We start from the raw sequence: 17,986 nt of genomic DNA, 5'->3' as shown, positions 1-17,986 counted from the left end.
GGGGAGAACATGAACGAACACGCGCCCGGCTGGTACGAGCACGAGGGCGAAAGGCGCTACTGGGACGGCTCCCAGTGGACGCATTCGTCGTCGACGCCGGCCCCCTCGCCGACGCCACCACCGCCACCCGCACCGCTGTCCGCACCTCCTGCGGCGAGCCAGGTCGTGCCCTACGCGCCGCCGCCGGCCTACGGAGCGGGAGCACCCCCCTTCGGGCCGCCGCAGCCGCCCTACCCGGGTGGGATCCCGGTCGCCCGCAAGGAGCCGGCCATCGCGCTGGTCGTCTCCTTCCTCATCCCCGGCGTCGGGTCGATGATGAACGGCGACGTGGGCGCAGGGGTCGGGTTCCTGGGTCTCTACGTCTTCGGCCTCGTCCTGGTGATCTGCCTCGGCTGGATCATCATCGGCTTCATCGGGCTGCCGATGATGCTCGTCGCCTGGGGCTGGGGCATGTACCACGCCTACCAAGGGGCCGTGGACTTCAACCGCAGAGCCGGTTACCAGAACTGACGCAAGTCGGCACGGCATGGGGACTTCTCCCCATGGCACGGGGGTGCAGCGCAGGTAGTCTGGGCCCCGCACAAGACGATGACATTCACGAGACACGGGAGAGGGCCTGCGATGAGCAACTGGGCTGCCGGTTGGTATCAGGACCCTGACAATCAGGGTCAGATTCGCTATTGGGACGGCAACGGATGGACAGAGCACCGGCAGGCGACGCCTGACGGCTTCGGCGTCGGCGCGCCGGGCCCCGACTCGACGGGGACCGGCACCCGCCAGGACTCCGTCGGTTCCACCAGCGAGGTCGACGAGGCCACTCGGGTGCGCCCCAACGCCGACCGTTCGCCCGAGACGGAGTCCATCTCCACCGACAGCACGAGCTACGGCTCCTCGGCCGGCGCTGCAGGGGCTGCCGGGTACGGCGCCTCCGCCTATGGCCAGCAGGGCTACGACCAGCAGCAGCAGGGTTACGGCCAGCAGCAGCAGGGCTACGACCAGTCCAGCGCCTACGGCCAGCAGGCCGGCTACGGCCAGCAGGGCTACGACCAGTCCAACGCCTACGGCCAGCAGCAGCAGCCCGGCTACGGCCAGCAGGCCGGTGGCTACGGCCAGCAGCCGTCCTACGCAGCCGGCCAGCCCGCCAGCAAGAGCAAGCTCCCGCTGATCGCCGGTCTCGGCGTCCTGGGCCTCGTGCTCCTCCTCGCCCTGGGCTTCCTCGGCTTCAAGGTCCTCGGTAGCGGTGGCGACGACCCCACCACGGCCCAGCCGTCGACGTCGAGCCAGCCCACCGACCCGACGACGTCGACGACGACTGACGACCCGACGACGTCGACGACCACCAGCGACCCCACGACGTCGACCACCACGGACGGCCCGACGCAGAAGGCCGGCGCCAAGGTCACCAAGTGGAACACCACCTACACGGGCAAGGGCGCCGAGGAGCTGCGCGTCCCGGCCGGCGACGGTCCTGGTCTGGTGGAGTACACCTACGACGGCCAGAAGTACGACAGCCTGACGATCAAGGGTCTTGACTACAACGGCAAGAACTCCGAGTACATCCTCTCCTCGACCGACAGCAACAAGGGCACCGTCGCGTACAACCTGACGGGCTACAACACGAGCACCACCCAGATCGAGATGGACACCAAGGGCTCGTGGAGCGTGAAGTTCATGAAGATCGGTGAGGCCCCGACCTTCGGGTCCTCCGAGAAGGGCGACGGCGCCAAGGTCTTCAAGTGGGACGGCAAGAAGTCCGACATCGGCGTGAAGTACACGCAGCCCAAGGACTCCTTCATGGGTGACATCAAGATCCAGGCCGTCGGTGCCGCGGACTACCCGGACCGTCTCGTCAGCGAGTACGACAACTACGAGGGCACCTCGACCGTCCAGGACGGCACGAAGTACCTGGTCGTCTCCGCCTCGGGCGACTGGACGATCACCAAGAAGTGATCGCCTGACCAGCGAGCAGCACGAAGGCGCCGTCCCGTCGGGGCGGCGCCTTCGTCATGCCCGCCTTCGTCATGCCCGGCGACCGTCATGCCGGGCGAAGGGAGCGGACGCTCAGCACTCGATGACGTTGACCGCGAGACCGCCGCGGGCGGTCTCCTTGTACTTCACCTTCATGTCGCGTCCGGTCTCGCGCATGGTCTTGACGACCTTGTCGAGGGAGACGACGTGGGAGCCGTCGCCGCGCATCGCGGTGCGGGCGGCGGTGATCGCCTTGACCGAGGCGACGGCGTTGCGCTCGATGCAGGGGATCTGCACGAGTCCGCCCACGGGGTCGCAGGTCAGCCCCAGGTTGTGCTCCATGCCGATCTCCGCGGCATTCTCCACCTGACCGGGGCTACCGCCCATGACGGCGGCCATGGCGCCCGCGGCCATCGAGCAGGCGGAGCCGACCTCACCCTGGCAGCCGACCTCGGCGCCGGAGATCGACGCATTCTCCTTGTAGATCACCCCGATCGCGGCCGCGGTCAGCAGGAACCGGATGACGCCGTCGTCATCGGCGCCCGGGACGAAGTCGACGTAGTAGCGCAGCACCGCGGGGATGATGCCCGCAGCGCCGTTGGTGGGAGCCGTGACGACCCGGCCGCCGGCCGCATTCTCCTCGTTGACGGCCAGGGCGTAGAGCGTCAGCCAGTCCATGCCGCGCAGGGGGTCGGTGCTGTCGCCCTCGGACCGCAACCGCTGGTTCAGCTGGGGCGCGCGGCGACGGACCTTGAGGCCCCCGGGCAGCACGCCCTCGGTCCGGGTGCCGTTGTCGATGCACTCGAGCATGACCGACCAGATGTGCAGCAGCTCGCTGCGGACCTGCGCCTCGGTGCGCCAGGACAGCTCGTTGTCCATCATCACCTGGGCGATCGACAGGCCGGTCTCGCGGCAGATCGCGAGCAGCTGGTCGCCGGTGGTGAAGGGGTGGGCGACGGGCGTGGTGTCGGCGACGATCTTGGTCGACCCGGAGGCGTCCTCGCCGACCACGAAGCCACCGCCGACGGAGTAGTAGGTGTGGCTGCTGATCGGCTCCTCGCCCTCGCCCCACGCGGTGAAGGTCATGCCGTTGGGGTGCAGGGGCAGCGACTTGCGGCGGTGCAGCACGAGGTCGTCGTCCTCGACGAAGTCGATCTCGTGCTCGCCCAGGAGGTTGACCCGACGGGCGCTGCGGACCTGCTCCAGCTTGCCGCGGACCGAGCGGGGGTCGCACAGCTCGGGGCGCTCCCCGGACAGGCCGAGCAGCACCGCAGTGTTGGAGCCGTGCCCGTGGCCGGTGGCGCCCAGGGACCCGAAGAGCTCGGCCTTGACGCGACGCACGTCGGGGAGCAGGCCCTCGTCGCGCATCCTCTCGGCAAACATCACCGCGGCCCGCATGGGGCCGACGGTGTGCGAGCTCGAGGGGCCGATGCCGATCGAGAACAGGTCGAAGACGCTCAGTGCCACGGGTGGCTCTCCTGGGTGCTGGGGGTGGTCGCACGGACGACAGACGCACTGGGTGGGGCGTCGTGCCACAGATCACACTACCCACCCCCGCTGAGGGCACGCCCGCTCCCCGGGTGCCCGGAGGGCGCCTGTGGAAAAGCTCGCGGCCGTCGTGCTCGACGTGGCCATGATCAAGGGCATGACCTTCGAAGACCTGCCCAGTGACTGGCCCACCCGACCCCTCTCCGACGCGAGCATCGCGGCCGACGTCGTCGACCTCGTCGTGCGCGACAGCGACCGCGCCACAGGGTGCCTGAGCATCCTGCTGTGCGACGACAGCCTGCGGATGATCCAACCGATCTCGATCACCGACCTGGACATCGTCGGGCCGGAGCCGGGGGAGTACCAGCGGCCCTTCGACCTCGTCGTGGGGCAGTTCGCCGAGCGTCTGGGCGGGGTGGTCGTCGCGATCGGTCGACCGCTCGGGCACGAGCCCGACGACGAGGCCCGGGCCTGGCACGAGGCCGCCATCGCCGGCTGCCGCGAGCACGGGGTGCCGCTGCTGGGCACCTACCTGGCGACCGCCCAGGCGGTCACCGAGATGCCGCGGTGGGACCAGCAGTCGCTCCTCGCGACGGGGTGACCACGCCTCGCCACCGGGTGACCACGCCTCGCCACGGGGTGACTAGCCCTGGGCCAGCAGGCCATCGATCTCTGCCGTGATGGCCGACCCGATCGCGGCGGCGAAGGCCTCGGGGTCCTCGTGGGCGGCGGGGGACTCCGCGACGATGACGTCGACCAGCCCGTCCTCGAGCATCTGCCGGGCGCCCACCCGCTGACGGGCGGCGAGCAGGGGAGCGTGGTCGGTGTCCTTGAAGACGATCGCGCTGGCGCCCTCGGGCGGCAGCGGCGAGAGCCAGGCATTGCCGGCGGCGATGACCCGTCGTGCGGGGAGGAGCGCGAGGGCTCCACCACCGGTTCCCTCACCGAGCAGCACCGAGACGCTCGGCACGGTCAGCGAGGTCATGTCGGCGATGCAGCGAGCGATCTCACCGGCCAGCGCGCCCTCCTCGGCGTTGGGGGAGAGGTCGGCGCCCGGGGTGTCGATGACGGTGACGAGCGGGAGGCCGAGCTCGGTCGCCATCCGCATCCCGCGGCGGGCCTCGCGCAACGCGGCCGGGCCCATCGACTCCGACACCTGGTAGCGGCGGTCCTGGCCGACGAGCACGCAGGGCCGCCCGCCGAAGGAGGCCAGCGCGAGCATCACGCCCTTGTCGGACTCACCGAAGCCGGTGCCGTTGAGCGGGATGACGTCGTCGGCCGCGTACCTGAGCAGCTCACGCACGCCGGGACGGTCCTGCCGTCGCGTGGTCTCGATCGCGGCCCACACGGTGGCGATCTCCTGCTCGGTCGGCTCCGGCCGGGAGACGAAGGGAGCGACCGGCCACGTGGGGTGGTCCGACGGGTCGGCGGTGCTCCCTTCGGTCGTCGCGGACAGCAGGGTCAGCGCGCGGGCCGCGATGTCGGCCAGCCCCTCGGCCGGGACGACGGCGTCGACGATGCCCTTGTCCACGAGGTTCTCCGCGAGCTGGACCCCCTCGGGGAAGGGCACGCCGTTGACCGTCTCGTAGACGACCGGGCCGAGGAACCCGATGAGCGCGCCCGGCTCGGCGATCGTCACGTGACCCAGCGAGCCCCACGAGGCGAAGACCCCGCCGGTCGTGGGGTGCCGCAGGTACACGAGATAGGGCAGTCCGGCGCCCTTGTGCGCCACGACCGCCGCCGAGATGTCGACCATCGTCATGAAGGCCGGTGTGCCCTCCTGCATCCGCGTGCCACCGCTGGCGGTCGCCGCGATCAGCGGGAGGCGCTCGGTGGTCGCCCGGCGGATGGCGGCGACGATCCGCCCGGCGGCCGCCCGGCCGATCGAGCCACCGAGGAAGCGGAACTCGCCGACGATGAGCGCGACCTCGTGACCGCGGATGGTGGCCCGCCCGGTGAGGATCGACTCGTCGGTGCCGGCGCGCTCGGCTGCCTTGGCCATCGTCGCGCGATAGGTGTCGTCGAGGCCGTCCAGGTCGAGGGGCTGGTCCCACGAGACATGGCTGTCGGCATCGACCACGGAGGCGATGAGCTGCTGGGCACCGGGGCGCGAAGTACTCATGCCGTGATGGTCCCACCGCCGGGGCTGGGTAACCTTGCCCGGTGCTTGTGCCTCTGACCACCTTCGTGATGATCGCTGTCGGCGTGCTCGGGATCCTCTCCCTGGGTTACCTCGCGATCAACCGGCTCGTCGACGACGCGCTGCTCCTCGTGACCGCCGTCGTCGAGCTCGGCCTCGTCGTGCTCGCCGTCGTGACCGCGATCGTCCACCGGCAGGTCACCGGCACGGGGGAGGGCGCGACGATGCTCGCCTACGCCCTCACCCTGCCGATCCTGCCCCCGATCGTCGTCTTCATCGCGCTGAAGGAGAAGACCCGCTGGGCGATGGGCGTCGTCATCGCCGGCGCCTTCACCGTGGGCGTCATGACCTACCGCATCCTGCAGATCTGGCAGACCAGTGGCCCGGCCTGAGGTCAGCACCGGCACGGGGCCGGGTCGCATCGTCGTCGCCGTCTACGGCGTCCTCGCGCTCGCCGCGACCGGACGCTCGGTCCTGCAGATCACCGAGTACCTCGACCGGGCGCCGCTGGCGTACGTGCTCTCGGCCCTCGCGGCCGTGATCTACATCGTCGCGACCGTTGCCCTGGCGAAGGGGGGAGCCTCCGGTGCCCGCGTGGCCACCGGGGCGATCCTCGTCGAGGCCGTCGGTGTCCTCACGGTGGGGACGCTGTCCTACCTGCAACCGAGCCTCTTCCCGGACAAGACGGTCTGGTCCCACTACGGGTCCGGCTACGGCTACCTGCCGCTGGTCCTCCCCTTCGTCGGCTTGTGGTGGATCCACCGCGCGCGATCTGGACACTCCGCCCGCTAGGTGAGACAGGGCTGGTGGCCCGCGGCTCGTTTCCTATCATCGGAGCAGGTCTTGAGCGCCAGCGCACAGCCCCGGCTTGCTGGCCGGCAACCCTCCTCCGCGGTGGGGTGCCCCGGGAGACGACCCGGTCCGTGGCGTCCGCCACGGTCAAGCGCGCACCATGCACAGGAGTGAACCCATGACCGACCAGTCCACGTGGAGCTTCGAGACGAAGCAGATCCATGCCGGCCAGGCCCCCGACCCGACCACGGGCGCCCGGAACCTGCCGATCTACCAGACGACGTCGTACGTCTTCAAGGACACCGAGCACGCCGCCAACCTCTTCGGGCTCAAGGAGCTCGGCAACATCTACACGCGGATCATGAACCCGACCCAGGACGCGGTCGAGCAGAAGATCGCCGCGCTCGAGGGCGGCATCGCCGCCCTGATGACCGCCTCCGGCATGTCCGCGACCACCCTCGCGCTGATGAACCTCGCCGAGGCCGGTGACCACATCGTCGCCAGCGCCGCGCTCTACGGCGGCACGGTCAACCTCCTCCAGCACACCCTGCCCAAGTACGGCATCCAGGTCACGCTCGTCGAGGACCCGCACGACATCGAGCAGTGGAAGGCCGCGGTCAAGCCCAACACCAAGGCCTTCTTCGGCGAGACCATCGGCAACCCCAAGGACGTCGTCCTGGACATCGCCGCCATCGCCGACGCCGCCCACGCCGCCGGTGTCCCGCTGGTCGTCGACAACACGATCGCCACGCCCTACGTGCTGCGCCCGATCGAGCACGGCGCCGACGTCGTCGTGCACGCCGCCACCAAGTTCCTCGGGGGCCACGGCAACTCCATCGCCGGTGTCATCGTCGACGCAGGGAAGTTCGACTACGCGGCCGACCCGGAGAAGTTCCCCAACTACAACGAGCCGGACCCGGGCTACCACGGTCTGCGCTACGGCCCGGACCTGGGGATCAACGGCGTCATGGGCGCCAACCTCTCCTTCATCCTCAAGGCGCGCGTCCAGCTGCTGCGCGACCTCGGTCCGGCGATCTCGCCCTTCAACGCCTTCCTCATCGGTCAGGGCATCGAGACCCTCTCGCTGCGGATGGACCGTCACCTGGCCAACACCGCCAAGGTCGCCGAGTTCCTCGGTGGCCACGCGCAGGTCGACAAGGTCACGTGGGCCTCGCTGCCGACCAGCGCCAGCTACGACACCGCGCAGAAGTACACGCCCAAGGGCGCCGGCTCGGTCATCTCCTTCGAGATCTCCGGTGGGCTCGAGGCGGGCAAGAAGTTCGTCGAGGGGCTGACGCTGCACAGCCACCTGGCCAACATCGGTGACGTGCGCTCGCTCGTCATCCACCCCGCGTCGACGACCCACTCGCAGGGCCCGGAGGAGGACCGGCTCGCCGCCGGCGTCACCCCCGGCCTGGTGCGTCTGTCGGTCGGCCTCGAGAGCGTCGACGACATCATCGCCGACCTCGAGGAGGGCTTCGCCGCCGCGAAGTGACCAACGCTCCCTGAGGAGCCTGATCCTCCTGGATCCCTGAGGAGGTTGCGCAGCAACCGTCTCGAAGGGTCCGCGCCGCTGGGCCTGTGGAAATCTCCACGGGCCCAGCGGCGTTCTTTCGTACCGTCGGGGCATGGGCGGACAACGCATATCGATCGACAGCGCGGGCATCGAGGGGCTGGGGCGGCAGCTGTCCAGCATCGCCGACTACCTGGAGGAGAAGGCGGCCAAGGCCAACAACGACCTCGTGGAGACCTTCGGCTTCCCGAGCTTCGAGGGCACCAACGCGTACGAGGGAGCCATCGGGGACTACGAGCTGGAGCGCACGCGGGTGTGCAAGCAGCTGCGTGAGCTGGCCCGCCTGGCCAAGGACGCCGGGTCCTGGTACGTCGAGACCGAGGACCTCGTCGACCAGCGCAACCGAGGGATCCTCTGATGGCGCTCTACGACCCGGGGACCATCGAGGAGGGCGACCCCGCCATGATCCGTGCGGAGGCCGACGAGCTGAAGACCGTGGCCGCCAACATCCACACGGTGGCCGCGATGCTGCGCACGGTCTCGACGAAGGGGGTGTGGGACTCCTGCGCGGGGACCACCTTCGACGCCGAGGTCGGCGCGACCCCTGACGACCTCGTGGCCATCGCCAACCGGCTCGCCGGGACCGAGCGGATCATCCGTCCGTACGCGGAGCGGCTCGAGACGAGCCAGGCCGCGCTTACGCGCATCCGTGCCCGCTACGACGACAACGTCACGACCTCGCAGGACCGCAAGGCGACGCTGGCGACGATGACGCCCGAGGACCCGCAGTACGCCAGGGTCGACCGGGAGTACCGGGCGGCGAGCAACGCGAGAGAGACCAACAAGCGCGAGTTCACCCGTGAGGCCGAGGAGGCCAGTGCCGACGAGCGCGCCGTGGCGACCCGGCTGGGTGACGTGGCGCCGGAGCTGACCGACCCGAGGGCCTACAACGCCTTCGAGAAGTCGAGCCGCACGGGCACCAGCTCACTGGTCCACAACCCGGTCGTCGACTGGATCCCCACCTTCAGGCCGATGTCCGTCCTCGGCGTGGGGGATCCCATCGGCAAGCTCGGCCGCCGCGTCGTCTACGGCGAGGGCAGCTACAAGGACGTCAGTGCGAGCACCGTCGTCGCAGGCCTGAACACAGTCCTCCCCACGAGCAAGAAGGTGGCCGCCAAGAACACCTTCCGCGGGAGTGGCCGTGCGGAGCGCCTGCGGGGGATCAAGGCTGCCGACAAATCCACGAACCCGATCGCACGCAAGCGGATCGTGGCCAATGCAAAGGTCTCCACGCGACACCAGGTGGCCACGTCGAAGGTCAGGCTGAAGGACAAGGTCAGCGACACGGTGGCGCAGAAGTCCGGTGCCCGCCTCATCGACGACTTCGCGACCGACTGGGCGGCGGTCGCCGGCTCGGGCCGGGTCCGCAAGGGTGGCGTGGTCATCAAGTACTCGGTGAGGGCGACGAACCACACCATCACGCAGGTCGACGCGGCGAAGAAGCACAAGGAGAGCTACGACCGGCTCACCGAGACCTCCGCGGAACGCACGGCCCGGCAGGAGCAGGAGGCGGCCGCCGAGCGCCGGAAGGTGGCCGATCAGCAGCGCCGCGATGCAGCGGTCGACGACCTGACGACGCGACCGGTCGCGAGTCCGATCCCGTGAAGGCCGCCAAAACTCCGTTGCGACGCCGTCATCCGGGTGCGAGCGTGACGCCATGCCCTCCGACATCCACGTCACCCGCATCGACCCCGCCGACGACGCAGCCGTCCAGCAGATCCTCGACCTCGACGAGCTCGTCTGGTCCGCGTCCGGCCGGGTGCCACGGGCGGATGCGCTGCGCGACACCCCACGGCGGGCCGGTTTCGTCGCCACCCGTGACGGGGAGCCAGCGGGCATCGCGGGCTCGTGGGACGTCGAGCTGTCCGTCCCGACGGCGAAGGGGGGCGCCTCCCTTCGCCCCGCAGAGGGCCTGACCTGGGTGGGTGTGCACCCCGACCACCGGCGCCGTGGGGTGCTCGGCGCGATGATGGCCCACCACCTGCGCTGGACCCGTGACGAGCAGGGGCGCTCGATCGCCGTGCTCAAGGCGTCCGAGCCGGGGATCTACGGCCGGTTCGGCTACGGCGTCGCCAGCTCCGAGCTGATGTCCAGCTTCGCGCGGGGCACGAAGTTCGCTGCGCCGCAGTCGGTCCGCGACATCGCCGAGCTCACCACCCTGAGGACCACGACGGCGAGCCCGGACCAGGGCGCGCGATGGCACGCCCTCGCGCGCGAGTGCGCGACCACCCTGCCCGGGCACCTCGTGCGCAGCGCCGAGGACAGCCAGCGGCTGCTCACCGACACCCCGGAGAGTCGCGGGGAGCGAGAGCCGGCCCGGTTGCTGTGGGCGACCCGCGACGGCCACGACGTCGGGTGTGCCTACTTCCACCGCACGCCCAAGTGGGACGACGGGAGCGCCGCAGGCAAGGTGGGGGTCTTCTTCCTCCTGTCGGTGGACGCGGGGGCACGCCTCGCGCTCGCCGAGCGGCTCGTCGACCTCGACCTGATGGGCAGTACCGAGTACTGGGTGGCACCCGACGACGTCCTCGCGCTCTGGCAGCCCTCGCTCCGGTCGATGAGCGTCAGCGGCGTGGCCGACAACCTGTGGGTCCGCCTCGTCGACCTGCCGACCGCCGTCGCCGAGCGCGGCCACGCGGTGGACGTCGACGTCGTCGTGCAGGTGCGCGACGAGATCCTCACCGACCAGGCCGGCACCTGGCGCTGGACCGCCGGCGCGGGCGTCGGGGCGCTGGTCCGCAGCGACCTCGAGCCGGACGTCGTCCTCGACATCAGCGACCTCGGCGCGGTCTGGTTGGGTGGGCAGTCACTGGCCGCCCGGGCCGCCGCCGGCCACGTCACCGGCGATCGCGACGCCATCACGCAGCTGGACCTCGCCCTGCGCACCCCGATCGGCCCCGTCGGGACCATCGACTTCTGACCCCTCGAAGATCGCACGTATCCTGACCGCCATGCCCATCCCCCTTCGCGAAGCCATCCCCGCGGAGGACCTGCACTACCCGCAGGACCTGCCGGTCGTCGCGCGCAAGGACGACATCGCCGCAGCGATGCGGGACCACCAGGTCGTGATCGTCGCGGGGGAGACCGGGTCCGGCAAGACGACCCAGCTGCCCAAGATCGCCCTCGAGATCGGCCGCGGACGCACCGGGCAGATCGGTCACACCCAGCCCCGTCGGATCGCCGCGCGCTCGGTCGCCGAGCGGATCGCCGAGGAGCTGCGCCTCGAGCTCGGTGGGCTCGTCGGGTACCAGGTGCGCTTCACCGACCACAGCAGCGACGCCACCGCGGTCAAGGTGATGACCGACGGCATCCTGCTCAACGAGATGCAGCGCGACCGTGACCTGCGCCGCTACGACACGATCATCATCGACGAGGCGCACGAGCGCTCGCTCAACATCGACTTCATCCTCGGCTACCTCAAGCAGCTGCTGCCGCGCCGCCCCGACCTCAAGGTCGTCATCACCTCCGCGACGATCGACCCGGAGCGCTTCGCCGCGCACTTCGCCGGCCCCGACGGTGAGCCCGCGCCGATCATCGAGGTCTCGGGCCGCACCTACCCCGTCGAGGTCCGCTACCGACCCTTGGGCGACGACGAGGAGGACGACGGCGACGGCGACCAGCTGACCGGCATCTGCAAGGCCGTCGAGGAGCTGTGGACCGAGCCCCACGGCGATGGCCCGCGAGACGCGCTGATCTTCCTCTCCGGCGAGCGGGAGATCCGCGACGCGCAGGAGGCGCTGACCTCGATGCAGCTGCCCGACACCGAGATCATCCCGCTCTACGCGCGGCTGTCCGCAGCCGAGCAGCACCGCGTCTTCGCCCAGCACCGCGGACGCCGGATCGTGCTGTCCACCAACGTCGCCGAGACGTCACTGACCGTCCCGGGCATCGGCTACGTCATCGATGTCGGGACCGCGCGCATCTCGCGCTACAGCCAGCGCACCAAGGTCCAGCGCCTGCCGATCGAGCGGGTCTCGCAGGCCTCCGCCAACCAGCGCGCCGGGCGCTGTGGCCGCATCGCCGAGGGCATCTGCATCCGCCTGTACTCGCAGGAGGACTACGAGTCCCGGCCCGAGTTCACCGACCCCGAGATCCTGCGCACCAACCTCGCCAGCGTCATCCTCCAGATGACCTCGCTCGGCCTCGGCGACGTGGCCCGGTTCCCCTTCCTCGAGCCGCCGGACTCCCGCCAGATCACCGACGGCGTCCGCCTGCTGCAGGAGCTGCAGGCCTTCGACACCGAGAGCGCGGCCATCCGCGAGGCCCAGCAGGCGAAGGGAGGACGCCGCGGCGGTGGTCGTCGGCTCACCCCGACCGGCAAGACCCTCGCGCGCCTGCCCGTCGATCCGCGGCTCGGCCGGATGCTCATCGAGGCCGACAAGCTCGGCTGCACCACCGAGGTGCTCGTCATCATCTCGGCCATGTCGATCCAGGACCCGCGCGAGCGGCCGATCGACAAGCGCCCGCAGGCCGACCAGCAGCACGCGCGCTTCCGTCAGGAGGGCTCCGACTTCGCCAGCTGGTGGCACCTGTGGATCTACCTCAAGGACCAGCAGAAGTCGTTGTCCGGCAGCGCATTCCGCCGGATGTGCAAGCGCGAGTACCTGCACTTCCTGCGGATCCGTGAGTGGCAGGACCTGCACTCCCAGCTCGTGCGCGCTGCCAAGCAGCGGGGGATCGACACCCGGCAGCGCACCTCGGCGGACGACGCCGAGCCCGACTGGGACCGGATCCACCAGGCACTGCTCACCGGGCTGCTCAGCCACATCGGTCTGCGCGACGAGGACAAGCGCGACTACCTCGGGGCGCGCGGAGCGCGCTTCTCGATCCAACCCGGCACCACGAACTTCAAGCGGCAACCCCCCTTCGTCATGGCGGGGGAGCTCGTCGAGACCTCACGGCTGTGGGCGCGCTCGTCCGCCCGCATCGACCCCGTGTGGGCCGAGCGGGCCGGCGCCCACCTCGTCAAGCGCACCTACTCCGAGCCGCGGTGGAGCAAGAAGGCGGCGTCGGTCATGGCGACCGAGCGGGTCACCCTCTTCGGTGTCCCGCTCGTCGTCGGCCGCTCGGTGTCCTACGGCAGGATCGACCCCGTCGTCAGCCGCGAGCTCTTCATCCGGCACGCGCTGCTCGAGGGCGAGTGGGACGGCCGGCACGAGTTCCTCGCCGCCAACCGCAAGCTGACCCGCCGCCTCGAGCAGCTCGAGGAGCGGGCCCGCCGCCGCGACCTGCTCGTCGACGACGAGGACGTCATCGCCTTCTACGACGCGCGGATCCCCGCAGAGGTCGTCTCCGGCGCGCACTTCGACACCTGGTGGAAGTCCGCCCGGCGGGAGCAGCCCAACCTGCTCACCCTCACCGAGGACCTCTTGACCCGCGAAGACGCGGCCCAGGTCGACCAGCGGGACTACCCGCGACGCTGGCGCACCGACGGGCTGGAGCTGGCCGTGACCTACCAGTTCGAGCCCGGCACCGAGGACGACGGCGTCACCGTCCACGTCCCCGTCGCGGTGCTCAACCGGCTGACCGCCGACGGCTTCGACTGGCAGGTGCCCGGCCTGCGCGCCGATCTGGTCACGGCGCTCATCAAGTCGCTCCCCAAGGCCACCCGCCGCCACCTCGTCCCGGCTCCGGACCACGCCCGCGCGGCGCTGGCCGAGCTGGACGCCGACGCGGGCACCACCATCACCTCGCAGCTGTCGAGCGTGCTCGGCCGGCGCGGCGGCATCCGGATCGACGAGGCGGAGTGGGACTGGGCCAAGGTGCCCGACCACCTGCGGGTCAGCTTCGCCGTCGAGGACGGCAACCGGCGCCGCCTGGGCCACGGCAAGGACCTCGAAGCCCTGCGCGAGAGCCTCGCCGGCCATGTCCAGCAGGGGATGTCGCGCGCCGGCGCCTCCATCGAGCGCACCGGCCTGACGACGTGGGACCTCGACGAGCTGCCGAGCACCTTCAGCACGCGGACGGGCAAGCACACCGTCGTCGGGTACCCGGCCCTCGTGGACGAAGGGAGCAGCGTCGCCGTCCGCGTGCTGCCCGACGAGCAGCAGGCGATCGCCGCCCATCGCGCGGGCGTGCGCCGGCTCCTGCTGCTGTGCACCACCCCTCCGTGGAAGAGGGTGCTCGCGCGCCTGACCAATGCGCAGAAGCTGGCGCTGGCCGACAACCCGCACGGCTCCGTCCCGAAGCTCCTCGACGACGCCCTCGCGGCCGCCGTGGACGACATCGTCCTGCAGCACGTCACCGGACCGGTGCGTACCCGGGCCGACTTCGACCAGGCGCTCACGGCCACCCGCACCCATGTCGCCCAGCGGGTGCTCACCGCCGTCTCCGAGGTCGAGCCGGTCCTGGCGCAGCGCACCGCGGCCCTCGCGCTGCTCGAGCGCATGACTGCGCCTGCGCTCGGCGTGACCGTCGCCGACGTGCGGGCCCAGCTCGACGGGCTCGTGCGCCCCGGCTTCATCGCCGACACCGGGCTCGACCGGCTGCCGGACCTGCGGCGATACCTGCGCGGGATCTCCCTTCGGCTGGAGCGCGCCGCGGAGAACCCACGCCGCGACGCCACCCACCAGGAGGCGATCGACGGGGTAGAAGCCGCCTACGCCGACCTGCTCGACGCACTGCCGCCCCTGCGCCGACGCTCGCCGGACGTGGTCGACATCGGGTGGATGATCGAGGAGCTGCGCATCTCGCTCTTCGCGCAGTCCATCGGGACGGCCCGCTCGGTCTCGGCCAAACGGGTCCGGTCCGCCATCGCCGCCATCTCGACCTGACGTGGGAATGGCCGGATCGTCCCGGTCGTTGCCACAATGAGAGTTTCACCGACCAGGAGGTCCCCGACGTGACCGAGCGTCTCTACCGCTACGAGGCCGACACCGACACCGCGCTGCTGCAGCCCGGACCGGTGATCGTGGCCTTCGACGGCTTCTTCGACGCGGGCATGGCCCAGCGGCTGCTCGTCGACCACCTCCTCGAGGCGGGCGACCCGACCGTGGTCGCCTCCTTCGACGTGGACTCGCTGATCGACTACCGCAGCCGCCGGCCGGTCATCACCTTCGACGCCAACCGGTACACCGACTACTCGGATCCCTCGCTGGTGCTCTACCACCTGCTCGACCGTGACGGCCAGACCTACTACATCCTCACCGGGCCCGAGCCCGACTACCGGTGGGAGGCGGTCATCGACGCCGTCACCACCCTCATGGACGAGATCGGCATCTCGATCGCGGTGCACGCCCACGGCATCCCCATGGCCGTCCCGCACACGCGCCCGGTCGGCATGACCGTCCACGGCTCCGACGAGCGACTCATCGGTGAGCACAAGCCGGTCTTCGGCACCGTGCAGGTCCCGGCCTCGCTCGCGGCGCTGCTCGAGCTGCGGCTGGGGGAGTCCTCCCGCGACGCCGTCGGCTTCAGCATCCACGTGCCGCACTACCTGGCGCAGTCGTCCTTCCACGACGCCGCGCTCACCGCGCTCAACGCCATCGTCGACGTCACCGGGCTCAACCTGCCCAACGACGCGCTCGCCGAGGCCGCCCGCGAGGGACGGCTGCAGATCGAGCGCGAGGTCGAGGAGAACGACGAGGTCAAGGAGGCCGTGCAGGCGCTCGAGCGCCAGTACGACGTCCACCTGCGCGGGCTCGAGCGGCCCAGCCTGCTCGCCGGCGAAGGGGACGACCTCCCGTCCGCCGACGAGATCGGCGCCGACTTCGAGGACTTCCTGCGCACGGTCGACGAGACCGACAACCCCTAGTGGGTCGGCGGGCGCGCCGGGCAGCTCGCGCGATCGAGCGAGGACGGCCGGTCGCGCTGACCGCGCAGAGCGGGCGTGACCTCGCAATCCTCGTCGGGTGCCTGCTCTTCGCTCTCGTCGGCCTCGCGATGATCGGCAACGGGCTCTTCGGTCTCGAGCCGGGGCAACGTCGTCACTACGCGGGCATGGACATCCTCCCCGCCGGGATCTTGGTGCTCCTCCTCTTCGGCGTCGTCGGGGTGCCGATCGCGATCTGGAACCTCCGCGGCAGCCTGAGGACACTCGTCCTCGACCATGACGGCCTGGTGATGCACACGTGGTGCCGCCTGCCGTGGTCCGCGATCGTCACGGCCGGGGTCTCGGGTGAGGGTGAGCACGCGTACGCGTGGGTCGAGCTGACCGCCGAGGGCGCCGCTGCCAACCGCCGGCTCGTGGACGATGCGGCCGAGGTCTTGTCGATGAGGGATGTGACGGGCGCGCCGGCCACGGCAGTGCTCCTGCCCGGTCACCTGGGCTCGGTCACCCTCGACGAGCTGGCGGAGCTCGTCCGCCTGGCCGGGACCGGTCGACGAAGGGCGGGCTGAGCCCTACTTCGCCTCGGACCAGCGCCGCACGATCGAGGTGTCGGAGACGAAGCGCACCTGCTCACCACCGAGCCAGCGTCGTGCGGCGTCGGTGAGGGCGCGATCGACCACCGCGGCCGCCTCGTCGGCGCGCTCCTGAGGGACGTGCACGAGCAGCTCGTCGTGCAGGCACAGCACGATCCGCCCCTCCAGCGGTCGCACGGCCACCCGCACGGTCGCGGCCCAGGCCTTGAAGAGCTCGGCCGCGGACCCCTGGATGACGGCATTGCGGGCAAAGCGCCCGCGAGAGGCCGCGAGGCCGTCGCGGCCCTCGTCGTCGAGCCCGCCCACGCCGAAGTCGGTGCGCACGAGCCGCCCACCGAAGGTGCGCACGGGCTCACCGCGCCGGCCGCGGTCCTGGGCGCGCTGCAGGTGGGCCATGGCGACCGGGTACTCGCGCTCCAGACCCTTGAGGGCCTCGGCCGCCGGACCCGACCGCTGGCCGTACATCGCGGCGAGGACCGCGATCTTGGCCACCGGCCGATCGACACCCAGGCGGGCGGCCACGGGTGCGTAGAGGTCGTCCTCACGCGTGGCCGCCGCGAAGGCCTCGTCCCGGGAGACCGCCGCCAGCACCCGGGGCTCGACCTGCCCGAGGTCGGCCCGCACGAGGACGTGGCCGTCGTCCGCGGCGACCGCGGGCCGCAGCTCTGCCGGGAGGTTGTGCAGGCCCGCCTGGGCGGTCATCCGTCCCGCCGCGCCGTCGCAGGCGGCCCACGCCCCGCGCAGCCGGTCGTCGCTGCCCACGTGCTCGCGCAGCCACCGCCAGCCGTAGGTCGTCGCGATCCGCTCACGCTTGCGCCACTCGAGCAGGGCCGGGACGACGGGGTGGGTGGCGACGTGCGCCTCCAGGACCCACTTGCGCGTGGAGGGCACGTCGATGCCGGCCCGAGCGAGCATCGCCTTGACCTGGGCGGGGTTGCGCAGGTCGACGTGACCGGTCCCGGGCAGTGCCGCGAGGACCGGGGCGTCGCGGGTCACCCGGGCGGCCAGCTCCTCCTCGAGCGTGTGCGGCTCGGCGCCGGCCGCGTCGGCGACGAGTGCCCGCGCGGTCGCGCGGTCGATGGGCAGGCCACCCTGCTCGAGCTCGACGCACAGCACCGCCGCGGCCGACTCGGCGTGCGCGGTGGCGAGCACGCGAGGACCGCGGGCGGTCATCCCTTCGTGCTGTGCGGTGGCGACCTGCCGGGCCGCCTCCGCGAAGGCCGCGCACCGCTGCGGCGTCGTCAGCCAGGCACCCGTGACGGCATCGGCGCGCAGGTAACCGTCGTCGAGGACCAGCTGCTCGCGCGGCACCTCGTCCGCGAGGAGGTCGAAGAGGTCGCCGCTCGGCGCGGTCGGTGCGGCTGACGCGTCGAGACCGTGGACGGCTGACCAGGCCCGCTCCGGCCCCGCCGCCCAGCCCCCGTGGACGAGCCGGTGGACCTCCGCGACGTCCCAGGTGCGATCGAGGACCGCGCCGGCGGCGATCAGGGGAGCGACCGACGCCGCCGACCAGGTGACATACCGGGTCCCTGGGGAGAGGGCGGCCACGAGCGAAGGGAGGTCCCGCGCCAGCACCGCGGGGCCCTGCGAGGGCAGCACGGCACCCACACCGTCGACCCCGACGACGACGGCTCCCGGCTCGGCTGCACCCACGATGCGTGAGG

Annotated in this window: 15 protein-coding genes and 1 riboswitch; of the genes, 12 read left to right on the top strand and 3 right to left on the bottom strand. The window is 71.1% G+C overall.

Translation table 11 applies throughout. From position 1 onward, the window contains the following. The first annotated feature begins 9 nt into the window (after positions 1-9). Both EXU32_RS09000 and EXU32_RS08995 read left to right on the top strand, forming a co-directional pair. Positions 10-510: a hypothetical protein gene (locus EXU32_RS09000; RefSeq protein WP_130629597.1), complete on the top strand. Its 501-nt coding sequence runs from the start codon at positions 10-12 to the stop codon at positions 508-510. A 111-nt stretch (positions 511-621) separates the two neighbouring features. Further along, complete coding sequence (locus EXU32_RS08995; RefSeq protein ID WP_165399628.1) at positions 622-1,950, top strand: DUF2510 domain-containing protein; 1,329 nt, start codon at positions 622-624, stop codon at positions 1,948-1,950. Between the two features lie 111 nt (positions 1,951-2,061). Here EXU32_RS08995 and EXU32_RS08990 read toward each other — a convergent pair whose 3' ends face one another. Then, positions 2,062-3,435, bottom strand: coding sequence for an L-serine ammonia-lyase (locus tag EXU32_RS08990; protein ID WP_130629595.1), 1,374 nt, complete (start codon positions 3,433-3,435; stop codon positions 2,062-2,064). A 130-nt stretch (positions 3,436-3,565) separates the two neighbouring features. Here EXU32_RS08990 and EXU32_RS08985 point away from each other — a divergent pair, with 130 nt between their 5' ends. Then, a complete protein-coding gene (locus EXU32_RS08985; RefSeq protein WP_130629594.1) occupies positions 3,566-4,057 on the top strand; it encodes a hypothetical protein in 492 nt (163 codons plus the stop codon). Between the two features lie 42 nt (positions 4,058-4,099). Here EXU32_RS08985 and EXU32_RS08980 read toward each other — a convergent pair whose 3' ends face one another. Continuing rightward, entirely contained in the window at positions 4,100-5,578 is a 1,479-nt protein-coding gene (locus EXU32_RS08980; protein ID WP_130629593.1) for a carboxyl transferase domain-containing protein, read from the bottom strand. 41 nt (positions 5,579-5,619) lie between these two features. Here EXU32_RS08980 and EXU32_RS08975 point away from each other — a divergent pair, with 41 nt between their 5' ends. The 9 genes from EXU32_RS08975 to EXU32_RS08935 all read left to right on the top strand — a co-directional run bounded on the left by EXU32_RS08975 (position 5,620) and on the right by EXU32_RS08935 (position 16,298). Next, entirely contained in the window at positions 5,620-5,988 is a 369-nt protein-coding gene (locus tag EXU32_RS08975; protein WP_130629592.1) for a hypothetical protein, read from the top strand. Further along, positions 5,975-6,388, top strand: a complete 414-nt coding sequence (locus EXU32_RS08970; RefSeq protein WP_130629591.1) for a hypothetical protein — start codon at positions 5,975-5,977, stop codon at positions 6,386-6,388. The genes EXU32_RS08975 and EXU32_RS08970 overlap by 14 nt, the downstream gene beginning before the upstream one ends. A 47-nt stretch (positions 6,389-6,435) precedes the next feature. Then, positions 6,436-6,548, top strand: a riboswitch (SAM riboswitch). An 18-nt stretch (positions 6,549-6,566) separates the two neighbouring features. After that, positions 6,567-7,883 carry a bifunctional o-acetylhomoserine/o-acetylserine sulfhydrylase gene (locus EXU32_RS08965; protein ID WP_130629590.1) on the top strand — a complete coding sequence of 439 codons (1,317 nt, stop codon included), beginning with the start codon at positions 6,567-6,569 and terminating at the stop codon, positions 7,881-7,883. A gap of 133 nt (positions 7,884-8,016) precedes the next feature. Continuing rightward, positions 8,017-8,319, top strand: a complete 303-nt coding sequence (locus tag EXU32_RS08960; protein ID WP_130629589.1) for a hypothetical protein — start codon at positions 8,017-8,019, stop codon at positions 8,317-8,319. Continuing rightward, entirely contained in the window at positions 8,319-9,566 is a 1,248-nt protein-coding gene (locus tag EXU32_RS08955) for a hypothetical protein (RefSeq protein WP_130629588.1), read from the top strand. Before EXU32_RS08960 ends, EXU32_RS08955 begins: the two co-directional genes overlap by 1 nt. 52 nt (positions 9,567-9,618) lie before the next feature. Beyond that, on the top strand, positions 9,619-10,881 hold the full coding sequence (locus tag EXU32_RS08950) for a GNAT family N-acetyltransferase (RefSeq protein WP_130629587.1): 1,263 nt from the start codon (positions 9,619-9,621) through the stop codon (positions 10,879-10,881). Positions 10,882-10,912: 31 nt separating this feature from the next. Next, complete coding sequence (gene hrpA, locus EXU32_RS08945; RefSeq protein WP_130629586.1) at positions 10,913-14,734, top strand: ATP-dependent RNA helicase HrpA; 3,822 nt, start codon at positions 10,913-10,915, stop codon at positions 14,732-14,734. 68 nt (positions 14,735-14,802) lie between these two features. Continuing rightward, positions 14,803-15,714 (top strand): proteasome assembly chaperone family protein, encoded by a 912-nt coding sequence (locus EXU32_RS08940; protein ID WP_130629585.1) that lies wholly within the window; start codon positions 14,803-14,805, stop codon positions 15,712-15,714. After that, the gene (locus tag EXU32_RS08935) at positions 15,714-16,298 is read left to right on the top strand and encodes a hypothetical protein (protein WP_130629584.1); all 585 of its coding nucleotides are present in this window, start codon (positions 15,714-15,716) and stop codon (positions 16,296-16,298) included. Before EXU32_RS08940 ends, EXU32_RS08935 begins: the two co-directional genes overlap by 1 nt. Before the next feature lie 3 nt (positions 16,299-16,301). On the opposite strand, the gene EXU32_RS08930 is transcribed toward EXU32_RS08935, so the two are convergent. After that, positions 16,302-17,975, bottom strand: a complete 1,674-nt coding sequence (locus EXU32_RS08930) for a DNA polymerase (protein ID WP_130629583.1) — start codon at positions 17,973-17,975, stop codon at positions 16,302-16,304. Positions 17,976-17,986 lie beyond the last annotated feature (11 nt).

Origin of the sequence: Janibacter limosus (genome assembly GCF_004295485.1) — a bacterium.
Taxonomy (GTDB): domain Bacteria; phylum Actinomycetota; class Actinomycetes; order Actinomycetales; family Dermatophilaceae; genus Janibacter; species Janibacter limosus_A.
Note: the sequence above shows the minus strand (reverse complement) of the source record. Positions and strands in the feature narration are given on the sequence as shown.